The organism is Kothea flammea, from assembly GCF_052161645.1.
Taxonomy (GTDB): Bacteria; Planctomycetota; Planctomycetia; order Pirellulales; family Pirellulaceae; genus Laterigemmans.
Window position 1 is genome coordinate 1,123,802 of record NZ_CP197414.1, and the last position, 20,225, is coordinate 1,144,026.

The 20,225-nt window shown below is 57.7% G+C and carries 16 protein-coding genes; 1 reads left to right on the plus strand and 15 read right to left on the minus strand.

Going from position 1 to position 20,225, the window contains the following annotated elements; translation table 11 throughout:
- Positions 1 to 62 precede the first annotated feature (62 nt).
- The 13 genes from SH139x_RS03905 to SH139x_RS03965 all read right to left on the minus strand — a co-directional run bounded on the left by SH139x_RS03905 (position 63) and on the right by SH139x_RS03965 (position 18,763).
- Complete coding sequence (locus SH139x_RS03905) at positions 63 to 3,749, minus strand: cytochrome c biogenesis protein (RefSeq protein WP_488353978.1); 3,687 nt, start codon at positions 3,747 to 3,749, stop codon at positions 63 to 65.
- Positions 3,749 to 5,032, minus strand: coding sequence for a hypothetical protein (locus SH139x_RS03910; protein WP_488353979.1), 1,284 nt, complete (start codon positions 5,030 to 5,032; stop codon positions 3,749 to 3,751). Before SH139x_RS03910 ends, SH139x_RS03905 begins: the two co-directional genes overlap by 1 nt.
- 230 nt (positions 5,033 to 5,262) lie before the next feature.
- Positions 5,263 to 5,652 carry a hypothetical protein gene (locus SH139x_RS03915; RefSeq protein ID WP_488353980.1) on the minus strand — a complete coding sequence of 130 codons (390 nt, stop codon included), beginning with the start codon at positions 5,650 to 5,652 and terminating at the stop codon, positions 5,263 to 5,265.
- 45 nt (positions 5,653 to 5,697) lie between these two features.
- A complete protein-coding gene (locus tag SH139x_RS03920; protein ID WP_488353981.1) occupies positions 5,698 to 7,020 on the minus strand; it encodes a helix-turn-helix domain-containing protein in 1,323 nt (440 codons plus the stop codon).
- Between the two features lie 33 nt (positions 7,021 to 7,053).
- The gene (locus SH139x_RS03925; RefSeq protein ID WP_488353982.1) at positions 7,054 to 7,542 is read right to left on the minus strand and encodes a hypothetical protein; all 489 of its coding nucleotides are present in this window, start codon (positions 7,540 to 7,542) and stop codon (positions 7,054 to 7,056) included.
- A gap of 409 nt (positions 7,543 to 7,951) precedes the next feature.
- Entirely contained in the window at positions 7,952 to 8,602 is a 651-nt protein-coding gene (locus SH139x_RS03930) for a 3-keto-disaccharide hydrolase (RefSeq protein WP_488353983.1), read from the minus strand.
- Positions 8,603 to 8,640: 38 nt separating this feature from the next.
- Positions 8,641 to 9,066, minus strand: coding sequence for a hypothetical protein (locus SH139x_RS03935; protein ID WP_488353984.1), 426 nt, complete (start codon positions 9,064 to 9,066; stop codon positions 8,641 to 8,643).
- 162 nt (positions 9,067 to 9,228) lie between these two features.
- Positions 9,229 to 11,991 carry a serine/threonine-protein kinase gene (locus tag SH139x_RS03940; RefSeq protein WP_488353985.1) on the minus strand — a complete coding sequence of 921 codons (2,763 nt, stop codon included), beginning with the start codon at positions 11,989 to 11,991 and terminating at the stop codon, positions 9,229 to 9,231.
- A 279-nt stretch (positions 11,992 to 12,270) separates the two neighbouring features.
- On the minus strand, positions 12,271 to 13,284 hold the full coding sequence (locus SH139x_RS03945; RefSeq protein WP_488353986.1) for an ROK family protein: 1,014 nt from the start codon (positions 13,282 to 13,284) through the stop codon (positions 12,271 to 12,273).
- Positions 13,285 to 13,587: 303 nt separating this feature from the next.
- On the minus strand, positions 13,588 to 14,514 hold the full coding sequence (locus SH139x_RS03950; RefSeq protein ID WP_488353987.1) for a hypothetical protein: 927 nt from the start codon (positions 14,512 to 14,514) through the stop codon (positions 13,588 to 13,590).
- Positions 14,515 to 15,064: 550 nt separating this feature from the next.
- The gene (locus tag SH139x_RS03955) at positions 15,065 to 17,698 is read right to left on the minus strand and encodes a bifunctional uridylyltransferase/uridylyl-removing protein GlnD (RefSeq protein ID WP_488353988.1); all 2,634 of its coding nucleotides are present in this window, start codon (positions 17,696 to 17,698) and stop codon (positions 15,065 to 15,067) included.
- Positions 17,699 to 17,752: 54 nt separating this feature from the next.
- Positions 17,753 to 18,091 carry a P-II family nitrogen regulator gene (locus SH139x_RS03960; protein ID WP_488353989.1) on the minus strand — a complete coding sequence of 113 codons (339 nt, stop codon included), beginning with the start codon at positions 18,089 to 18,091 and terminating at the stop codon, positions 17,753 to 17,755.
- Positions 18,092 to 18,190: 99 nt separating this feature from the next.
- Positions 18,191 to 18,763 carry a cob(I)yrinic acid a,c-diamide adenosyltransferase gene (locus tag SH139x_RS03965; RefSeq protein ID WP_488353990.1) on the minus strand — a complete coding sequence of 191 codons (573 nt, stop codon included), beginning with the start codon at positions 18,761 to 18,763 and terminating at the stop codon, positions 18,191 to 18,193.
- A 92-nt stretch (positions 18,764 to 18,855) separates the two neighbouring features.
- Between SH139x_RS03965 and SH139x_RS03970 the strand changes: the two genes are divergently transcribed.
- Positions 18,856 to 19,314 carry a bis(5'-nucleosyl)-tetraphosphatase gene (locus tag SH139x_RS03970; RefSeq protein ID WP_488353991.1) on the plus strand — a complete coding sequence of 153 codons (459 nt, stop codon included), beginning with the start codon at positions 18,856 to 18,858 and terminating at the stop codon, positions 19,312 to 19,314.
- A 34-nt stretch (positions 19,315 to 19,348) separates the two neighbouring features.
- Here the strand turns inward: SH139x_RS03970 and SH139x_RS03975 are convergent, their stop codons facing one another.
- Together SH139x_RS03975 and rplS are read right to left on the minus strand one after the other, a co-directional pair.
- Positions 19,349 to 19,816 carry a YraN family protein gene (locus SH139x_RS03975; RefSeq protein ID WP_488356155.1) on the minus strand — a complete coding sequence of 156 codons (468 nt, stop codon included), beginning with the start codon at positions 19,814 to 19,816 and terminating at the stop codon, positions 19,349 to 19,351.
- Positions 19,817 to 19,855: 39 nt separating this feature from the next.
- Positions 19,856 to 20,209 carry a 50S ribosomal protein L19 gene (gene rplS, locus SH139x_RS03980; RefSeq protein ID WP_488353992.1) on the minus strand — a complete coding sequence of 118 codons (354 nt, stop codon included), beginning with the start codon at positions 20,207 to 20,209 and terminating at the stop codon, positions 19,856 to 19,858.
- Positions 20,210 to 20,225 lie beyond the last annotated feature (16 nt).

Below are 20,225 nucleotides of genomic sequence, written 5' to 3' on the forward strand. Positions count from 1 at the left end.
CTTAAACGAAGGCGCCCGCGGGGCGAACGAGTTGATGCTGCAAACGATTGGGGACAAGCGTTCTACATGGTGCCCTTTTCAGGGCTCGTTGGGGATTGCTTGTTGCTGCTGATCACCATGGCGATCCCCATGCCCATCACGGCCAATTGGCTGAGGGCGAACAGCGTCAAGAGCATTAGCGCACCGCTGGTAAAACCGTAGCTGTGCAGACCAATTCCCAGCTGGTTCGTGCCGAACCAGCTCCAGGCGGTGACGATGTTGCCGCCAATGGCAAGGATCGCAAAGCCTCGTTCCCGGACCATTCCGTCCCAACGAGCGTGCAACATCAATGCGTTCCATATGACGATCAACAAGGCGCCATTTTCTTTTGGATCCCAACCCCAGAATCGTCCCCAGCTGTCATCGGCCCACAGCCCGCCGAGCACCGTGCCGACAAAGCTGAAAAGAATCCCAAAACAGGTGGCGCTATAGGTCATGCGATAAATATCGCGGAGCAGTGGCGTGGTGGTCTTGCCGGTAAATAGCAAGCTAAACAAGTAGGCGATACCCAATGCGCCGGCGGCAAATGTGGCTGCATAGCCCAGCGTGACGGTGATCACGTGAGTAGCCAACCAAAACTGAGTGTCCAACACGGCTTGTAAAACTGGCATTGTGTCACCATCGCTGAGTGCCCACGCGACCATCAGGGTTAACATCCCGGTTGTGGAAGCAATGATGTTACCCACCCCTTGGCGGAAAATGCGTTCATACAACAAACCAAACACGACCGTCGCCCAACCGATGAAGACGGCCGACGAGTAGAGATTGATGACCGGGGCGCGACCCGTGATGTAAATCCGAGCCAGCAACACCAAAGTGTGAACGACCAAGACGCAAGTCAGACCTCCCCAGACGCTGGACTTGAGCAGCGGAGAATTAACTGCCAAGGCGATGATCCCCAGCAGCAACATGATGCCATATAGCAAGCAGGCAATTACCGTCGGGTGCACCGCTTCGAGCCAGCGTTCGAGACCGACGCTCTGCGCGTGGTAGTCGCGTGGCGCCGCTTCGGCGATGATTTCCAAGTGAGCATTCACGGCGCTGTTAAACGCCGATGCGTCCTCATCCGCATACGCTTCGACCACGCTGCTGAAGGACTTGGCTCCGGGCGTTGGTTCTTCGCCGCGAATGGTGGCGATCACATCGTTGAACTTGACCGGTGCGAGCGGTTTCCAAGGAGGCGTATCAATGCTGGCGGATGTCGTCTCCGTGGTGGGAGGCACAACAGCCGCAACCGGCGCGGTCTCCAATCGCTCCATCTGCTGCTGCAGCACCATCAATTGAATCTGTTGACGCTGTTCGGCGGTCAAGTCGGGACGATCGAATTGTGGCGGGATCGCCGGCAGCACCGCGAACGGATCGGTAAAGGCAATGCTCAATTGTTCAAATGCATTGATTCGCGAAGCTAACTTCAGGAACTTTCGCTCCTTAAATGTTTGTTCGAGCGCATCCTTTTCAGCCGCCTCCCGCACAATTTTGTCGAACTCCTGCAAGCCGGGAATCAGCTCTTGGAGTGAATAGAGCTTGCTGGGGCGTCGTTGCAAGGAGAAATGCGCCAGCACTTCGTCCGCATCGATGCGAAACATTTGCAGATCGCGCACATCTTGGCTGCCATTGGCAACTTCGAACAGCCAGTTCAGGGCGGGCAGTTTCTTGGCATCACCAGCCCGTTTCACCATCGCCAAGGGGGCGGGAGGAACTTCGTCGTTGTCGGCCTTCAGAGGCAACGACGTTTTATTGCTGATCGCCCGCAAGGTGGTCGTCGCATACGCGTCTAAAGGCATCACGCGACCACCGAAGCGTACCGGAATCTCACCAGCCCGGTAGGTATCCATGGTGGTCTCGCGGGTGTCGGGACGCATTGCCATCATCACCGTGGACCAGGGTATCAGGGCTAACAGCGAGAGCCCAACAGCCAGCGCCGGAAGCCAACCGACCGCCAACAAATGTTTGAGGCCACCAGCTGATTTGTCAACTGGTTTGGTGGCGGCACCCGCTTCCTCGGGCGTCGCCGCCACCACCTCGGTGTTGCGTGCCAGTTCGCGCTCGCGTCGCCCCAGGAAGCGGTCCAGCGTGCCGGTAAAGTGCGCAATCATGCCGACGGCAACAATCATGCAAGCGATGTAGGGGATCATCCAACCGGCGTTGCGGACGACTTGAATCGAGGTGAATTCCTTGCCGCCGGGCAACTGTTGATAGTCGGATTGATAAAAGGTTTCGCCCCGATAACGCAGCGGATTATTCATCCACACGCGGGCGTTTTCCACGTTGCCCGTTTCGGTATCGACTAGCTTGATGAACGAGGAGTAATCGCGTGGCGTTTGCGTGCCGCTGTAATTGACGCGACGCACATCCTTGACCTGCACCCAGTACGGTTTGGGAACTCGCTCAAAGCGCAACTGCAATTGGTAGGACTTGTCCCCGAGCAGTAGTTCTTCCGGCATATCTTCCTTGCCGCCGATGCTGAGGAAAGCTCGTTCGTTGAGGATTTGGGAAACCAAGTGCACGCCCAACGATTCGCCATTCTCCTTGCTGAGAAATTCCACGTAGGCGGAGGCTAAATCGACTTCGCTGTTGGTCCCGCCCGCTTTCGGAATCTCCTTGGCGATGACTTCCAGCCCCGTGCCCTTGGTGGCCAAGTTGTCTTCCGACGGCTTGGTTAAATCGCTGTTATCAAAAAATGAAAGCACGCGCAGGTCGACGGGCAACCGATCATCCTTGAGCAATTGTTCTTGCTCAAAGGCTAGCTTAAGTTTGCTCTCCGGAATGACCGTGATGCGTTGTTTGCCATCGGCCAAAGTCTCGATGAAAGCCAACTCGACGTGATCCATGTTGACCAGTGTGTTGGTCGATTGGCCTTCCACGAGTGATAATCGTTGTTCGAGCTGCGTATCGCCAAAGATGAACTGTCCCAGCATCAACAAGGCGACGCCAAAGTGAAGCAGCAAATTGGCTCCTTGAGCACCGAACATGATGCGGCTGCCGACGAGCAGCACGGTGGCGACGATGGTCCCTTCGATCAGCTGCCAAGTGATCCGCAGGCTGCTGGCCGACATCGAAAAGATGCCCAGCAACGAAGCCACGCCGAGTCCACCAAAGGCGAGGGCGATGGCGATCCAAATCAGTCGCCAGCCAAAGCGTTTGGCTTTGAATGCTTCAAACAATGCGGTCAGCCAGAGGACCGCCATGCCAGCGACCAGGCCGCTCCAGAGGGTCTTGTAACTGATCGGTGGTTCGCCTTGCACGCCTTCGGAATTGCCCCAAGCGACGACTCCGTAACACAGCAAGATGCCAAAAGCGAAAATGCTGGCACCCAAGGCCAGGCGGCCGGCGCTGGCGCGAACGTGAAAGCGAGTGACTTTGGCGGCGACCAAGTTCACCATCAACAATAAACCAATCAACGCACCGCCGGGAAAGGGAATCTCACCCGGAATCGGATCGTGCCGCACGAAGGCTTGAGGAACAAAGTCTTCCAACCGCATCATGGCGATCCAGGAGGTAAAGTAGCGAGCTTTAACCTCCACCATGTTCAAGTCTTCTTGGGCCAGCGTGCCCACCAAGACCAGCACCATCGAGAGCGCGAACAATGTCACCGTGACCTTCAACGAGCCACAAAGCTTGAGCACTTGCATGGTCGCCCGTTCGGCAGAACGGAGTGAAGCTCGCTCACCGGCAGCATTGTCCCAAGTGTTGACGTTTGCAGTTGCCATCACAAATTGATCTTTAAAGAGTTGAGAAACTGTTCGATGCTGGCGGCTTGCTGGGAAATCGTTTGCGAATCCCCGGTGGCCTTGATGAATAAATGAAAACCCTCTTCCAGCGGCACGACGGTGCCGTCGATGCTTTGCGCCGGTTCGCCGTCACCCTGGATGATAAACCGCTGACTCTCACGGCCATCGACAACTAACTTTTGGGCTGCTGAGATAACCGTATCAACCTCCGCTGGATCCACAGCTTGTGAGCGAATTTGTCCAATCCATCGCTCCACATTACCACGCACATCGCCGCCGGCGGGGATGACCGTGATTTCCGCTCTGCGATCCTCGGGCCCCATCTGAAAAGCGGCCAACCGCATTGAGGAGACGCGAGCCGGCTGCCAATCGCTGGGCGCATCATAACTCAGCCGCTCGCCGGTGGCTGCCGGAGCGGCAGCTGCCGGTGGACCACCCGCAGCCGGACTTCCCATGGGCGGCGCAGCACCGCCCAACATCGAGGGGTCCATCGAAGGTGCGGCAGACGGTTCTCCAGTGATATCAACCCAAATCGCTGGCTCTTCAGGGTTCGCGCTCACATCCTCCAAGACCTCGGCCCCAGCAAATTCCGTTTCCACAGGTGCCAGCCCCAATTGGCCTCGCCAGCGGTTGACGTTCATCGCCACTTGTTCGTTCCAATCTTCAGACTTGCTCAGAAACGAGACGCTGACCTCCAAGGGCAATGGCTCGGCCGGAATCTCCAGCGTGGCAAACCGCATCGTCCCGCCAGGCCGTTGTTGCCAACCCTCCGGCAAATTGAAGACCGGTTCCTTGTCGATAAATTGTAATTCGCTGACCCATTGTCGCAGTTGGTCGTCCACGCCCTCCACTTGGTCCACGTCGGCCTGCAGCTTGACAAACCAAACTCGATCTTCCCACGGAATGATCGCGCCCAACATCCGTTTCTCGTCACGCAGTTCGGCCGGCGGGCGGGGGTCGAAGTCATACTGGACGATCTCGGGTTCCTCGCCACAGCCGACAAGCAACAGCAAGGCAGCGAAACCAATCAGCCAGCGGAACGGACGAGAGACCAGCATAGAAGCGGCCGACAGCGAAGCGGGAGCCAGCGGTGGCGAAGCGATCACTAATGATGCAGCGACCGGGGCTGGCGGGTTGGATTGTTCCACTTGGGAAGTCTTCATGATGTTGTTGAGGTGCCGGATCGGTTGGGCTGGTCGGTTAGGACCCAGCTCAGTGTACTCGCGAGCAGCAGATAGGTGGGGGGTGGGGATGCATTTCATCTTGAAATGCTAGGCTGCGAAATCAAATCTGGAAAGCCAACTTCCCTGCGACAGTTACGCAGCTTAAACGACTTTGGTGCGTAAATTGTACCCGGAGTTTCGTCCAGCTCGGTTGTGAGGCGGTTTTTATGGGGCATGCGGTTCCCGTTAGCCGCAATGGCGTTAGCCGCGGTTCCCGTTTTGTGCCGAAACAAAACGGTGGCTAGCGCCAAAACCGCTGATGGTCTCAATCACAAGCCGCTGCGACGCCAGTCGCTGCTGGCAGGTTCCGCGGGGGCTGCCGGGATGCGGGGAGTGGGCTGCGAGGTGGCAGAGGGGTCGGCTGGGGCCGGGGTTTGGCGACCACTCGACGCTGGCCGGAATTCGGGCTCTTGCACCGCGTCGGCGATCGCCGCCAAGCGACCTTCCAAGGCGGCAATCCGGCCAGTCAGTGCCCGATTTTGCAACTCCAGTTGCGCAGCTCGATCCCGCTCGGCTCGATAATCACTGATCAACCGCTCGTTGTCGGCCGCATACTGGGCCAGTTTGTTGTTCCCAAAGAGACTGCAGCCCGCGGTGCTGGAGATCAAAACCAGCAGGCACAGAGTGCTGTTCAGTCGTCGTGCAACTCGGCAATCCATCGCCGGTCCAACGTGAAAATGGGGAGTGTCGCGGTAGTCAGCTGGTTAACTATCAAATCCGAACATGCTGATCAAGGCGTTTGTCAGCGAACTGACCGGTGCTGTCTCACCCGTGTGAGCCCACAGATTGCGGACCAAGTCGGTCATCAGCATACCGCCCAGACTCATCAGCAGCAGAATGCCCGCGAGCGCCAACACCTGCCAGATCGAGAACGGAGTCTCGTAAGCGGGGACCATCGCCGGTGCTCCGCCGCCGCCGCTCGGTTGCAGCCCCATGTCTTCTTCGATGGCATCTTCGGCGACGAGCGCGTCACCTTCCAACATGCCGCTGTCGGCAAAGGCCTCGCCTTCCATCACGCCAACGGCTGCCGCGTCATCCCCAAAGTCAACTTCCTCGACAAAAGCGGCCGAGTCTTCGACTTCGATGACTTGTGAACCGCTGTCGTCATCGGGATCGCCAACGCTCGATGGGGAAAGCTGAAATTCTTCATCCGCTTGAAAGTCGACCAACGAGCCGCTGCCGCCGGATGATGGGGAATCGACTCCGGCTCCACCCAAATCCAGAGCGGAAATGCTGGAACCGGCCAAGTCCAAGGGCTCGCTCTCCAACGACAGCCCGCTGTCCGATGGGCTCATCAAATTGATGCCGCTATCTCCGGCAATCGAAATGTCACTGCCACCACCCGCCAAGACCAAGTCGTCGTCATCGTCGGCGATCACCAAGTCGTCATCGCTGTCGAGTGCGTCGTCGACTCCACTGCTGAGCGCCAAATCGGGATCGCTGTCGCCGCGGATCAAGTCGCCCGTGCCGTCACCTTTGGAGATGCTCGCCAAATCGATGTCGCTGAGGACGTCCACGTTGGAGTCGTTGGGGCTGTGTAAATCGCTACCAATTCCCGGGCCGGTCGAGCCGTCAGTCGGTTCGTTGCCTAAATTCAAAGCATCCGAACCATCCTCCTGTAGCACCAATTCATCGTCGTCATCGTCAGCCAGTGACGGCTCGGCGGAACCCGCTTTCGCAGCGGGTGGCTGAATCGATTCCGAACTGTTGGCGACGACCGAAACGTCGCTGCCATCATCTCCCTGACGGGCAACCAAGGCCACGTCGCTGCCGAGGCTGATGTCGCTGCCTAAATTGGGATCGCTACCGAGACTGATGTCGCTGCCGAAATCGCTGCCGACACCGATGTCGCTGCCTTCGCTACCCAACTCTTCCTTTAGTCGATCGATCTCTTCTTGAGGAAATTTCCAGCTGGTGCCATCACGGAATCCCCGCAATTGCCCCTGCGAACGCATTTCCACCAGTTGATCAGGCTGAACACCGAGGATGCGAGCGGCTTCGTCGAGAGGGAGGTAATTGCTAGCCATGGAGCTGAGAATCCGAGTGGAGGTCGATAAGGTCTATGGTTCTCGCATCAGCCGCTCAATCGCGGCCGGCGTTGGTTCAGTTACGTTGTATTGAACTTCAAAGTCTTGTTTCAGTGGCCGCGAGCTAAGGAATTTAATCTCTCCCTCAGCCGAAACCCGATGAACCACCATCCGCATGCTTTCGCCGTGGATCAAGGTCACCAATTGTCCGCCCGCTCCGTCGGCTGTCGCAAATGCCAAAAATCCCTCCCCGGCTACCATCGGTGTCAACTGAGGCACCGCCTCGCCCACCGTCCCAGACTCCCCGCCGCGGTTGGCCCGCGTCTCGAGGCTGGCTCGCATCTCTTCTTGTTCGTTGAATTGCTGTTGGTTAAACCCCTCGCCGCCCAGTCGCTCGCCGCCCAGTCGCTGAGGTGACTGTCCCGTGGTTGCGTTGACGATCGACGCGGCCAAGTACAAACATCCGATGGTCGCCACCAAGCTTAATCGCGATTTATTCAGCATCCATGCAATTTTCATCATCGCTCCGTCTCCGCAGATTTCCGAGGAATTCCCTCTATTCTAAAAGCGAGCCGACTTCATTCAAGCTTTTTAACAAATTGCTGCGCTTTCCCCGCTCCACAATCAGCGTGCCGAGAACATGCAATGCTAAAAATCGGTCTTTTCGACAAACTCTATCGACAATAACGCACCACCAACGGGGCGGCAAGAGAAATGCCCACTCGCAGCGATGCCTACCCGAGCGGATGCCGGAACGAGATATCTACTTTGTGCACAATGTAAATGTCTCGGGCGGCTAGCTGCGATGATCGGGTCAGGGCGATGGATTTGCACGTCGGGGGGATGAACGGAAGACAAAAAAACCACCCGTCGGAGCGACCCCGGCGAGTGGTTTTTGGCAAAGCTTGCTGGCGAATATCAAGCAGCTAATTTACAGCTTTTTGACTCGCAGATTCTTAAAGTAAGCCTTGCTGATCGGGTCGTGTGCTTGGAGCGCGAAAGTCCCTTCACTGATTAACCGTTCGAAGCTGGCGTCCTCCGGTTTGGGGTCTTTGCCCTCGGTGTAATCGACCATGGTTTGGCCATTTACTTTGAGGACAATATTCTTCCCCTTGACGATGATCTCTTGCGTGTACCACTCGTTATCTTTCGCGGGTGGGTTTGCCACGTTCATCACGCCGTACAGGCTGCTGGTCTTCTTGGGGTCACCGTGGGTGATGTTGACTTGGCACTCGAACCCTTTGGTGGGCCACCCTTCAGCTTGATATTTAGTGTGAAAATAGATGCCCGCGTTGCTGTTGGGCATGGTTTTCACATCGGCCTTGAAATGAAAATCCTTGAAGGGTGCGGCTTCACCCATGAAGAACAGGTGGCTGCGAGGACCATGGCACATGATCGCACCATCTTCGACTGACCAGCTGTCAACGTTTTCGCTGGCTTTCCAACCAGTCAAATCTTTGCCGTTAAATAATTGCACAAAACCGGCCTCGTCGCCAGCATTGTCTTCGGCACGGACCGAGGAGGTTGCAAAGCCGGTTACCACGCACAGGGTGGCAACCAGCGAACATAAGGACTTAAGCATAAGGGGGGAACTCCGAGGGGGTGATCAGCGGGAAGAAATCAATCGAGATTGGCGTCGGTGGCGGGCAGTTTGTTGGCCTTGATCCGCTCGCCGAAGGTGTCGCCTTCTTTGCTCTTTACGTCCGCAACTTTCTTAAGCGCGGCGATGATTTCTTCCTTGACCTTGTCAGGCTCGGCCTTGATACGGTCTTTGTCGAAGTCTTCGGCCTTCAGGTATTTGTGTAGGGCTTCGCCATACTCGTTACGCACTTTTTTCTTGTCTTCGCCTTTAACGTGGCAGACGTTGCAGCCTGCTTTACGGCTAATCTTCATGAACTCCGGGTCGACGTCCTCAGCACCTGGTTCGTCGCCTTTGGGTGTGTAGTGTTCACCCCAGATTTTCTTGAAGTGGGTGATTGCCATCGCCGGGGTTGCCAGCGTGCTCATCATGGCGGCGATCAAAATGACTACAACAACGCGTTTCATCCGCAAATCTCCAACAGGTTCAAAAATACAACGATCAAGTTAATAAGCCGCTTGGCGGTACCGTGACTAATTTCCCCTGAAAAAGGGGGCGGCAGATTGAGCGACTGCAAGTTTTGCAGTCACCTACTCTAACCCCGATTAAACGTGCCAGGTTCGGAAATGTCAAATTCCATCTCCGGATGGGGTGGTATCGCTGGGGGGTAAGGGAGGCAATGATTCCAGCCGAAAGCCGGGGAGCAGCACCCCTTCTTGACGAAAATCTTGCGGAGTCCAGGTGTGGATTGGACGCCTTTGCGGCAGCGGTTCCCGCCAGACGACGATCCCTTGCGGCGAGACCTCTTGAATCCAGGGGGGGCGATCGGAGGAAAGCAGGCGAGTGATTGCGATCGGGGCGGCAATTTGGTCGTCAGCCGCCGTATCGGCGACGATCTGGGTGCGGCCGGCGGTGCTGTCGTAATAATTGTCGCGTCCCCTGAGGATCAAATAACGATCGATTTCGGCTGCGGGAAAGCCGTTGAGATCAATCAGGGGGACTTGGCTATCGAGGGTAAAGACGCAGCGATTTGCTTCGCGGTCGACGATAATCGGGCGGTCGGCTCCGGGGCGCAGCTGCACGGCCACCAAACTGCCACCGGGGGCCACGGTCACATCGTTGAGGCTTAGTCGCATCTGAAACGGCCCGTTGATGGGACTTTGTGCCGCACCGCCACTTTCGATCATGTTGCCGCTGATTGCCAGCAATCCGTTATCCCAGAGCAATTCGAACAGCGTCGCTTGCTCGAGTGCCAGCATCGACATGCCCCCCCGGATTACTGTGTTTTTGAGTTTGATCGCGACCAGCGGCGGGGTGTTGCGAGGTGCGATCGCCGCCAGCGGGCTGGGGACCAAATTGGATTGGCGTTCAAACACTCGCACCGCCGGCACATTGGTTGAATTGGCGATGGTGATCGACGCGTCGCTGAATTTCACCGTATTGCCGCCGTCGAGCCGAAAGAGCGCGCCCCCCTGCTCTGCCGCGAGCGGGAAATTCCAGACCAAATGAATGTTTTGAAAATCGACGCTGGCCGCTCCCAACTGGATCATGGCGGGTCGCTGGTTGCCGATTTCGGAAACCGCTAGCGTGCTGCCGTTGGTTGCCGAGCCATTCGCTGCTGGAGAAACGAACTCCAAAATGCTCAACTGGTCGACGCCACGGATTGTCAGCTCGCGGCGGGGCCACCGCACCGGGCCACTTTTTAGCCTTCCGGGCCCCAGCTCAATCGTCTCAATGGCCGCATCATTACGCGCCACTGCGAGGGCCGCTTCCAGCGAGCTGACGAGTAAGCGATTTTCTTCATCGATCGTGCCCGCCACGCCGGTGGCATCGGCGAGCACGCGGATTACGCTGGGCGTTGGCGAATCGGCGGCCGGTTGACGGTCGTCGGGCTCGGTGGTGGAAAGGGGTGGGGAGGCGCCGGCCTGCGGGTTGGCCAACTCGAAATATTTCGGTGGTTTGCCGGCATCCAGCACGTTTCGCTCGCTGCCGCTCGCGTCGTTGACGCTATCCGGCGAGTCGTTGTCGGCGTTCGTATCGGTTCTGTTTTCGGCTCTGTTTTCGGCTCTGTTTTCGCCAGACGCTCCACCACGGTCTCTGCTGGGAGCGTTTTCCCCGTTGGCGCCAAAACCGTCAGAGCCAAGTCCGCTATCGGTTGCGGGGTTGGCCGAACGGTTGCGGTTGGAAACACTTTGAGCCGGCACAGGTTCGCTCAGCGAGAGATCGCCTTGGGCGCTGGAGAGCAAGTGCAACCAGGCCGTGCTCAGTACCAACAGGCTGGCGGCAAACATCCAAGGTAGATGATGTTCCAGCAGTTGAGCAAAGCGGCTTTCGGGTATCACCGCGATCGAACCGGCGGCTAACGAGCGGGGCAAGTTCTCGCGTTCTGCGAGTTGGTATAGGTCGGCAATTAAGTCGACTGGCCGGCGATAGCGCTCATGCGGGAGTTTGGCTAGCATCTTGTGCAGCACGGCCACCAACGAATCGCTGAGGTCGCTGCGCCAAGTCCGCGGGTCGGGGGGGGGCGATGAGCCGTGGCTGAGCAATTTTTGCAACACCGTGCCGCCACCATAGGGCGGCCGGCCGGTGAGGGCAAAATAGAGGGTGCAGCCGAGCGAATAAATGTCACTCCGCACATCAGCATCGCGCGGGTCGCGTGCTTGTTCGGGCGAAATGTAGTCGAAAGTCCCCAGCGTCACGCCGCTGGCTGTCATGTCATCGGTGACTTCTAACTGCTGGGCACGGGCCAGTCCCATGTCGACCAATTTTACTTGTCCGTCCGGGGTGATCAGCACGTTGGAAGGTTTGATATCCCGGTGGGTCACGCCGCGACGATGCGCGTGCTCGAGCGCTTCGGCAACTTGTCGCGTGTAATAAACCGCGTCGTCAACACTCAGCAGCCCCTCCTGCTCGACCAAATCTCGCAAGTTGGTCCCTTCGATACACTCGAAGACAATATAGTGCCAACCGCCATGCTGGCCGACGTCGTAAACGCGGGCGATATTGGGATGGTCGAGCCGCGCGGCGCTTTGGGCTTCGTTGCGAAACCGCCGTTGCAACTCCGGGTCTTCGCCGACTCGCGGGATGACTTTGATGGCCACGGTGCGATCGAGTCGCGTGTCACGGGCTCGGAACACAGCCCCCATGCCCCCGCCGCCGATCAACGTTTGCAGTTCAAAGTGGTCAAGCTGGTGTCCCAGCAAAACACCGGCAACCTCTGCCGGCGTGCCATTGCCGGTGGGATGCGAAGGGACCTGCGCCGCGCCCCGCCCGCTGCTGATCACCGTCTTGGCCTCGGCAATCAACTCGCGGTGACTCACCCCACCACTGGAGGGCTGTTCAGGCTGCTCCTCGTGCTCAGCCGCTGCGGGTTGAATGTCCTTGGAGCCCATGAAGTTGCCTATCACCGGAAGTGAGAAATCAGAGGTTCATGAAGATCCGACCCCCATTTGAGCCTAATCGTCGATCCTGCAATCGTCCACAGATTTCAGCTTGAAAACCACGCTCAAATTCGAAAAGCATCCCCCGATAACTTGTGCTCGTACTCCTGCTCATGCTCCAGCTCGGCGCCGCGGTTATCGAGTCCGAGTCCGAATACCATTTCATTGTGTACCAGTACGATTTGCTTTGGTACGAGTACGATTTCATTCCGTACGCTCAGCGGCGAAAAATTATTGTTTCTCGCTTGGTGCGGTTGGCGGTTCTTCTTCAATGGTTTGTTTTCGGATCCAAGCAGCCGCGCCCAAGGTGGCCGCGTCGTCGCCCAGTTTGGCCGAGACGACTTCGAAGCAACTGCGATAAGCTGGCAGGACGTGCTTTTTGGCTGTTTTTTGCACGGTCGCGACGACCAGTTCTTCCATTGCTTCGACAAGTCCGCCCCCCAGGATGATCTTATCGGGAGCCAGCAGGTGGACGATATTGACGACCGCCATCCCTACTGTTTCCATGGCGTCGACGACCAGGTCGAGGATGATTTTGTCCCCCGCTTTGATCGCATCGGCTAGTTGGCTGCTGCGAATATCGGCAATGTCCGTGCCGCCATTTTTCAGCAGAAAGGGGGCATCGCCTCGGTACGCCGCTTTGGCGGCTTCCGCTGCGATCGTCAAGCGGCTCGATTCGGCCTCCAGCGTGCCGGGCAGCTCAAAGCCGCTCGAGCGGGCGCTGCTGGTGATGCGGGTGTGTCCAATTTCCATGCAGGTGATGTTGGCACCCCGCAAGATTTGGTCTTCATAAACACAGCCGCCACCGATGCCCGTGCCAGGAAAGATCCCCACTGCACAACGTGCCCCCCGGGCCGAGCCAAAGCGATATTCTCCATAAACCCCCGCATCGACATCGTTCAACACGGCCACCGGGCAGGAAAACTGTTTTTTAAGTAACGGGCCCACCGCCACGTCATCCCAGCCGAGATTGACAGCGGTGAGCAGTTTTCCGGCGATTGGATCGACCGGACCCGGACAACCGATCCCGATCCCAGCCACCCGCTCGGGGGCGACTTCACATTCTTCGAGAGCACGCAGGATCGTCGAGCCAATGCGGGCGATACCAAAATCAGAGCCTTCATTTCCGCGAGTGCGGCGGCGTTTTCGGCCCAGCGGCTTGAGTTGGTCGTCGAAGACAACCGCCAACATCTTGGTACCGCCCAGGTCGAAACCGATCCAAACCGGTTTTTCCACATCGCTCATGCTGCTTTACCGCCGAAAACCGAATAGAGTGCCAATGTCCACGGGCATCAACTCAACCCGCAGTCTGATGATGATCGTCTGCAGGGAGTTTATGGGACAGCGGGGCCGCTGGCGATTGCCGCGGCGAAGAAAAAAAAAGAGGGTTGCGGCTTGGCCCTCCCTGCCTTACCGCAACCCTTCTCTTTTGGAACGAAAGCACCGCTCGTTCCACCCTCCCAATCCATGGTGCTATTGTTATCGGCGGGAGAGTGCGTGAGCTTGCTTCTTTTTTCCATTCCGGCTGAAAGTTTTCTAACTTCAACGCTAATGAGGCAAGGAAACTCCTGATGTTGCGCGTCCGGGAATGCATAAGCCGGCTTTCCAAGCGCGTTCGCGAGCCGATTTTTCAGCACAATCACAAGTCCCGTGGATGTGTTTGTGCATCAGCTCGCTCTCCTTTGCTTTTTCCGCTGCGTAGGTGCCCCACAGATCATTGAACACCTTCGGAGACTTGAAATACATTTCGCTGCTGGCCGGTGGTGGCAAGTTTGGCGCATCGAGACAGCGAGCAATTTTCATCCCCTTGCCGCTGCAGCGTCCGCAGCCTTGGTGCGACCCAGCACAGCCCCGCTGGCAGGCATGTTGGCAGCTCTGCTGACAGCCCTGCTGACAGTGATGTCGACAGCCCTGCTGGCAAGCCTGTTGGTTGAGCGGTGGTTCGCTGCCCGGTAAGCCAGTCAAGCTATCCAAGTCAACTCGGTCGATCGCTTGCGCCGATGGCGCTGGGGCAAATTGAGGATCCAAGCTGGGCGAAGCTCCCGAGAAATCGCTGAGCGGTTGAGGGCTGAGTTGCGAATTGCCCGCTTGCGGCACCATCCGCAGATCATCCAGCGGATTGTCTTCCAGCGGCATTGGCAGCATGGGAGGCTGCGGTGGTCCCCCGGCGTTATTCACGTTGGCTGAAGGCGAGAGTTCTTGCGAAGGCGAAGCGGGGGCTTCGAAACTGGGAGGGATCAACAGGGGTTCATCCGTAAATTCATCCGCCGCAAACTCTGGTGAGGTGCTGGCCGCCGCTAATTCATCCGCGGGTGCTGAGGCATCGGCTGGCGGTGGTAAATTTTCAACCGACGGGGGATCGTCGTTGCCGTATCCGATGGAATTGAGCAACGATCCGAGGTCCATTTGAGCGCCGGCAATGGATGTGTAAAGCATTGCGGCAGCGCATGCCAAGCTGAGCGACTTGATAGGCATGACAACTTCCTTGCTGGGAGAATGAAGGATTGGATTTGCACAACGTGAGAGCGTCAGCGGCCGCCGCGGCGAGTCTGTTACCCGCCGCTCGTTTCGCTTGCACACTCTCTCGACGGCTCATTCGCCCAAGGATGCGTGGTAACATAAACCACATAGACCGCGGCGCAGATTCCGCGGCGGGTGAGCCTCTGGAGAGGTTGGTTTTTTTAAACCGCTGAAACATGCCCGCGCATCGCTCGCAGGGCAACAAAAATTCGCCGCCGCAACGACAAATCATGGGGCTGTCTCAGCTACGATCAGGTTTTTCCTCACAGCTTCTCAAGCCGCTTCGCCATGATCGGACGAACTCTTATCGCTTACCTAATCCTCGCTGCAAGACGTTGTCTCAACCGCCAACTTGGCTCTCGCTGGCGACTGGTTGGCGGTCGTGCGGCTCGATCCCCGCTTCCAAAAAGGGTTTGATACGGGACATCGCGTCTTGAAACTTGCTCTCAGGATCGACGCCGTGCGTTGAAAGCGTAACGGCTGCTGGACCGATTGGATGCCGCTCCTAACCGCGTTCCACCGCTTCGATAAAGACACTGCGAAGTTCGTCCTGTTCGGTCGGCGAAACGATGCGGCGGCCGTCCAAATAGGTGACGTAAAACACGTCAACCGCTTGATCGAGGTGGGTGGCAATTTTGGCGAAGTGTATGACTAATTTCAATTGAGCGATGGCTTTGGCCACGGCATACAACAGGCCCGGCCGGTCATAGGCATAAACCGACAATACGGTGTAACGTTCGGATGTGCTGTTGTCGAATGTGACGCGACTGGGTAGCACGCGCAGTTCGGCCTGCAACTGCTGCTGTTGGTCCCCCCAAACGCGGCGAAAGCGGGGCGCTTCGACAGGCGGTGCGATGATCGCGGTACGGAGCGCTTCGCAGACTTGCTCCATTCGCTCAGCCGGTACGTCTTGCTCATAATTGGGGTCACGCACCACAAACTGATCCCAGGCTAATCCCGACGGCAATGATTCAATTTGGCTGCGAAGAATCTCTAGCCCCTGGCTCATTAAGGCACCGGTCAAAGCCATGAACAGGCCAACCCGCCGCTCTCCTTGCAAGAATAAAATCTTATATTCACAAGCGTGTTGATTCTCCAGTTCTCGACCCCAGCAGCGGACAGGAGCCTCCGGAGTCAGGCTGGCAGCCAGCACGATCTCATCGACTAGCGTGTTGGCGTCGGCCCCGTCGAGCATGCCCAGTGGCAATTCCTCGCTGATTCGCAGCGCCGCCTCGCCAGCTTGTCGCTTGCACAACAACGCGTGGATTTGCTGACGCACACGACTGATCCGTTGGTCGGTGCGGTCGAGCGAACCACCGTCAATCAAATAACGTCGCACCCGTTGATGCAATTCGGTGATTAACTTTTGCTTCCAATCGGTCAGCACATCGGGGCCGACCGCGGTCAAGTCGCAGAGCGAGTGAATGTAGAGCAAGTCGAGGACTTCGATCGAGCCGATCGTTTCGGCAAATTGAGAAATCACATCTTGATCGCTCAAGTCGTGTCGCAAGGCGGTGTGTATCATCAAGAGATGATGATACACCAATGCTTCTAACGTCTTTTTATCAGCTGGTTGCAATTGTAAGATATCGGCGGTCGTGCCGGCGATCTCTTTTCCCAACTCGCTGTGATCGCGTTCAAAGCCTTTGCCCAGATCGTGAATCAGCAACGACAGGTGCAGCAACCAGGGTTGGTCGAGTTCCTTATACAGGTCGGCCGCCGGTCCCGTTTGCTCAGTCAGTTGTGTGGCCGCTTCGACGGCGCGGATGGAATGGGCGTCGACCGTATACTTATGGTACTGATTGAATTGCAACAAACACCGCGCGTGACGCATGGCGGGAATGATTTGTTCCAGCACGCGCAATTCGTGCAACCTGCGGAGCAAATCGGCCAGCCTGCCGGGACGATTGAGCAGGGCCAAGAAGAGCGCAATCGTTTCGCTGTCGGGCCCCCCCAGGTTACGGCCTCGCATCGCTTCCCGGATGGCTTGCCAAGTTCGATGCGAAATCCGCCGTTGATAACGGTTGGCTAGCTCCATCAACTTGAGCACGCGGGTAACGTCGCCGGCAACTTCGCTCAACTTGGCTTCTTTGACCCAAATGTGATACGGGCCAATGCGAAAATCGTCCCCCAGTCGGCGGCTGAGCAGCATGTCGAGGGAACGCACCGTCAACGGACGATGACGGACCGTGTCAACAAAGTGAGCCGCCACATACCTGACGTCACGGGTGTGCTCGAAATAGTCCTGCATGAAAGCTTCGACCGGCAAGCGGCCCGCTTCGCTTTGATAGCCCCAACGCTGGGCGATTCGCATTTGGGCTGGCCGATCGAGAATGTCTTGGCTTTTCCCCGTGTCGAAGTGCAATTCGTTGCGAAGCCTGAGCAGAAAGGCGAGCGCTTTTCTCAGCCGTTGGTAGTCATCCGGCGAGAGCGCGCCTAAGTGCAAAAGTTTGTCGAGGTCCGAGTCGCCAAAGCGGGCGAAACCAAGCCAGCGGATCAATTGAATGTCACGCAGCCCACCACGCGAACGTTTGACATTCGGACGCAGCAAATAGACCGTATCGCCCCATTTGCCCCGCTCTTCCCGTCGCGACTGGTAAACCTTGTCGATCAACGTGCGGTGCCTCCGCATCGCCCCCAAACGCAGGTTGTGAAAGAAGCGGCAGAAGACGTGCACGCTGCCAGTCAGCAGGCGAGCTTCGCTGAGCGATGTGAAGACGGTGGGATCTCGCCAAGCCCACTGACAAGCCTGCTCGGGGCGTCTAACCGTGAACCCCAAGTCGAGGCCGATGTCGACGATGTCGCGGCTCAGCCGAGCGGCCAACGGCTGCACCTGTTTCTCTACTCGCCGCAGCGGGGTGAGCATCAAGTCGCAGTCCGAGTAGGGAGCCAGATCGCGTCGTCCGTAGCCACCATGGGCAACCAAGGCGACCTGCGAAGCGATTGCCTCACAGCCCAAATCGCGCAACGCCGTGTTGTACAGGTCTAAGATTAACCCGTCGACCAGATCGGTCTGCAAATGGGTTAATTGAAGCCCGGGGGAACCAGCTTCGTGCTGGACACGAAGCCGAACGCGTCCTTCGCAAAGCTGGTTCCGAGCGGCTTGGATGACACTCGGCAGCGTGGGTTGAGCTGCCATTGATTTTTTACCAGTTCCGCTCCGCAGGTGTGCCAATTCCGCTCCGCAGGCGTGCTACAGGGCGTCTTCACCTCGTTCACCGGTGCGGATGCGGATCGATTCTTGCAAGTCGGTGACAAAAATCTTGCCGTCACCAATTTGCCCCGTTTGGGCAGTTTGCAAAATTGTGTCGACGACCGCTTCCAAATTGGCGTCGGTGCAGACCACTTCGATTTTCACTTTGGGGACAAAATCGACGGCATATTCAGTGCCACGATAAATCTCGGTATGCCCCTTTTGACGGCCAAATCCCCGCACTTCACTGACGGTCATCCCGTGGATGCCATGCTCGGTGAGGGCGTTCTTGACGTCCTCTAACTTGAAGTGCCGGACAATTGCTTCGACTTTCTTCACGGGTGCATTTCCTCGCAACAAGAATACGCTGGCGGCCGTATGATCGTGAACCAGCCTCAACTAACCAGCCATGGATTGTAACCTAGCGGCAGGCTGGCGTCAGTGGTCCTGCGAGGATTCGCGCCGTGGACTTTGCCAAGCCGTATCGCCCAGCCCGGATCGTTGATTGTGGACCCTGGCTAGGACAAACAGCAAATCGCTCAAGCGGTTAAGGTAGATCACCAAGTCCGACGAGACCGCTGTGTCTTCCAGAGAAGCCAAGGTGACGACCCGCCGCTCGGCTCGCCGGCAGACCGCGCGGGCGGTGTGCAGCAGTCCCGTGGTCAAAGTTCCAGCTGGCAAAATGAAAAATTGCAGCGGTGGTAGCGTGGCTTCGTGCAGATCGATCCATTGCTCCAGCCCGGCCACATGTTCCCCGGTGATGACTCGCAATTGGTGCCGATCCGGATCGGGGCTGGCCAACTCGCCGCCGATCGAAAATAGTTCTCTTTGGATGGACTCCAGTTGCTGGTCGATGTCGGTCGCCACCCCCGCACCACGCACCGCACCGAGCACGGCATTCAATTCGTCAACCGTGCCGTACGCCTCAATTCGACAATCGTCTTTGGCCACTCGCGGGCCACCGAAGAGCCCGGTAGTTCCCGCATCGCCCGTTCGCGTATAAATTTTCATTCGTCGTCCTGATGAGTCGCTTGGATTTGTCGTGCGTACTGTAGCACCCCCGCAAGTCCTTGCCATGCACCCCCAGCGGTCACCCTGCGATCATGTCCGAAACGCCCAGCTCTGAATTGCCCAACCGGACGCTACCACCAGTGCTGGCCGCCGGTGTGTTGATCATGACCCGCCAGCCGGCGGTTCAATTTCTGCTAATGCGGCATCCCGATCGCTGGGATCTCCCCAAGGGACACGCCGAACCGGGAGAAACGCCGCGGGAGACTGCGCTGCGAGAATTGGCGGAGGAAACCGGATTCGGCCCCGCGGAGGTCACGCTCGATCCCGAGTTCGAGTTTCAGCTGGAATACCCGGTGCGCTACCCCGATTCACCGCAACCACGCCAGAAACGTGTGCACTACTTCTTGGGCTGGATCGACGGTCCACGCGATGTGGCTTGCAGCGAACATAGCGATTTCCGCTGGTTTCCTTGGCAAACGCCGCCACCGCCGATCCAATTCCAAACCGTCGATCCATTGCTCAAGGCGGTGGAGCGATTCTTGCAGCGCTGATACCACACGGCTAATCCCGTGCGGTTTGAGGTATTCAGCTGTAGAACTGATTTTTGCCAACCGCTTCGAAGGCATGTTGGTAGTGTTCGATTCGCTGGGGCTGCGGCGCGTCCTGATCGGGCCACCAAACGGCGATGACATCGAATCGCGCGCGGTGCTGCAACAAACGGTTGCGTTTGAGAAACCTCAGCGCGGCGGCGGTCAACCGTTTTTGTTTTTCGTCGTCAACTCGATCAGCCGGGTGCCCCGGTTTTCGCGAGGCGAGCGTTTTGACTTCGACGAAGACGATTGTGGGACGCTGACCCCGCTGCCGCTCGATCGCGATCAAGTCGATTTCACCACCGCGGTCTGTCTCGCCTTCGGCAACGATCTTCAGGCCTTTCCGCCGTAACAAAATGGCGGCAGCCTGTTCGCCCCGTTTACCAATCCTGGCGGTGGAATCGATGGTCCCGAACCGCCAGGCCTGGTAGCGCCCGCGCCAGAGCTGGAGTCGCTGCTGCAAACAATCGACACGGAGCCGAACCACCGGGGTGGCGGCTGGTTAGCGACGTGCTTCTTTGAGGCGAACGGCTTTGCCGACGCGATCGCGAAGGAAGTACAGTTTCGCGCGACGCACGACGCTCTTTCGCTTGACTTCGACTTTGGCAATTCGCGGGCTGTGAACGGGGAACTTTCGTTCCACACCTTCACCCGAGACGATGCGACGGACGGTGAACATTTCCCGGCTGCCAGCGCCGCTGCGGGCGATGACGGTGCCGCTGAAAACTTGGATCCGCTCTTTATCGCCTTCCAGAATTTTGGTGTGCACGTCGACCGTGTCCCCAATGGCAAACTGTGGTGCGTCGTCGGTCTTGATGTATTCTTTTTCGACCAAGTCCATTATCTGTTGGCTCATGGCACGGTTTCCTTTG

What these genes read in the sequence shown, in the direction of transcription:
- SH139x_RS03920 (WP_488353981.1), bottom strand. Translation starts at nt 7,020, where the DNA reads ATGGCTAGCAATTACCTCCCTCTCGACGAAGCCGCTCGCATCCTCGGT.
- SH139x_RS03950 (WP_488353987.1), bottom strand. Translation starts at nt 14,514, where the DNA reads ATGCCTATCAAGTCGCTCAGCTTGGCATGCGCTGCCGCAATGCTTTAC.
- SH139x_RS03905 (WP_488353978.1), bottom strand. Translation starts at nt 3,749, where the DNA reads ATGGCAACTGCAAACGTCAACACTTGGGACAATGCTGCCGGTGAGCGA.
- SH139x_RS03935 (WP_488353984.1), bottom strand. Translation starts at nt 9,066, where the DNA reads ATGAAACGCGTTGTTGTAGTCATTTTGATCGCCGCCATGATGAGCACG.
- SH139x_RS03940 (WP_488353985.1), bottom strand. Translation starts at nt 11,991, where the DNA reads ATGGGCTCCAAGGACATTCAACCCGCAGCGGCTGAGCACGAGGAGCAG.
- SH139x_RS03970 (WP_488353991.1), top strand. Translation starts at nt 18,856, where the DNA reads ATGTCCGAAACGCCCAGCTCTGAATTGCCCAACCGGACGCTACCACCA.
- SH139x_RS03915 (WP_488353980.1), bottom strand. Translation starts at nt 5,652, where the DNA reads ATGGATTGCCGAGTTGCACGACGACTGAACAGCACTCTGTGCCTGCTG.
- SH139x_RS03945 (WP_488353986.1), bottom strand. Translation starts at nt 13,284, where the DNA reads ATGAGCGATGTGGAAAAACCGGTTTGGATCGGTTTCGACCTGGGCGGT.
- SH139x_RS03925 (WP_488353982.1), bottom strand. Translation starts at nt 7,542, where the DNA reads ATGATGAAAATTGCATGGATGCTGAATAAATCGCGATTAAGCTTGGTG.
- SH139x_RS03955 (WP_488353988.1), bottom strand. Translation starts at nt 17,698, where the DNA reads ATGGCAGCTCAACCCACGCTGCCGAGTGTCATCCAAGCCGCTCGGAAC.
- SH139x_RS03910 (WP_488353979.1), bottom strand. Translation starts at nt 5,032, where the DNA reads ATGAAATGCATCCCCACCCCCCACCTATCTGCTGCTCGCGAGTACACT.
- SH139x_RS03930 (WP_488353983.1), bottom strand. Translation starts at nt 8,602, where the DNA reads ATGCTTAAGTCCTTATGTTCGCTGGTTGCCACCCTGTGCGTGGTAACC.
- SH139x_RS03965 (WP_488353990.1), bottom strand. Translation starts at nt 18,763, where the DNA reads ATGAAAATTTATACGCGAACGGGCGATGCGGGAACTACCGGGCTCTTC.
- rplS (WP_488353992.1), bottom strand. Translation starts at nt 20,209, where the DNA reads ATGAGCCAACAGATAATGGACTTGGTCGAAAAAGAATACATCAAGACC.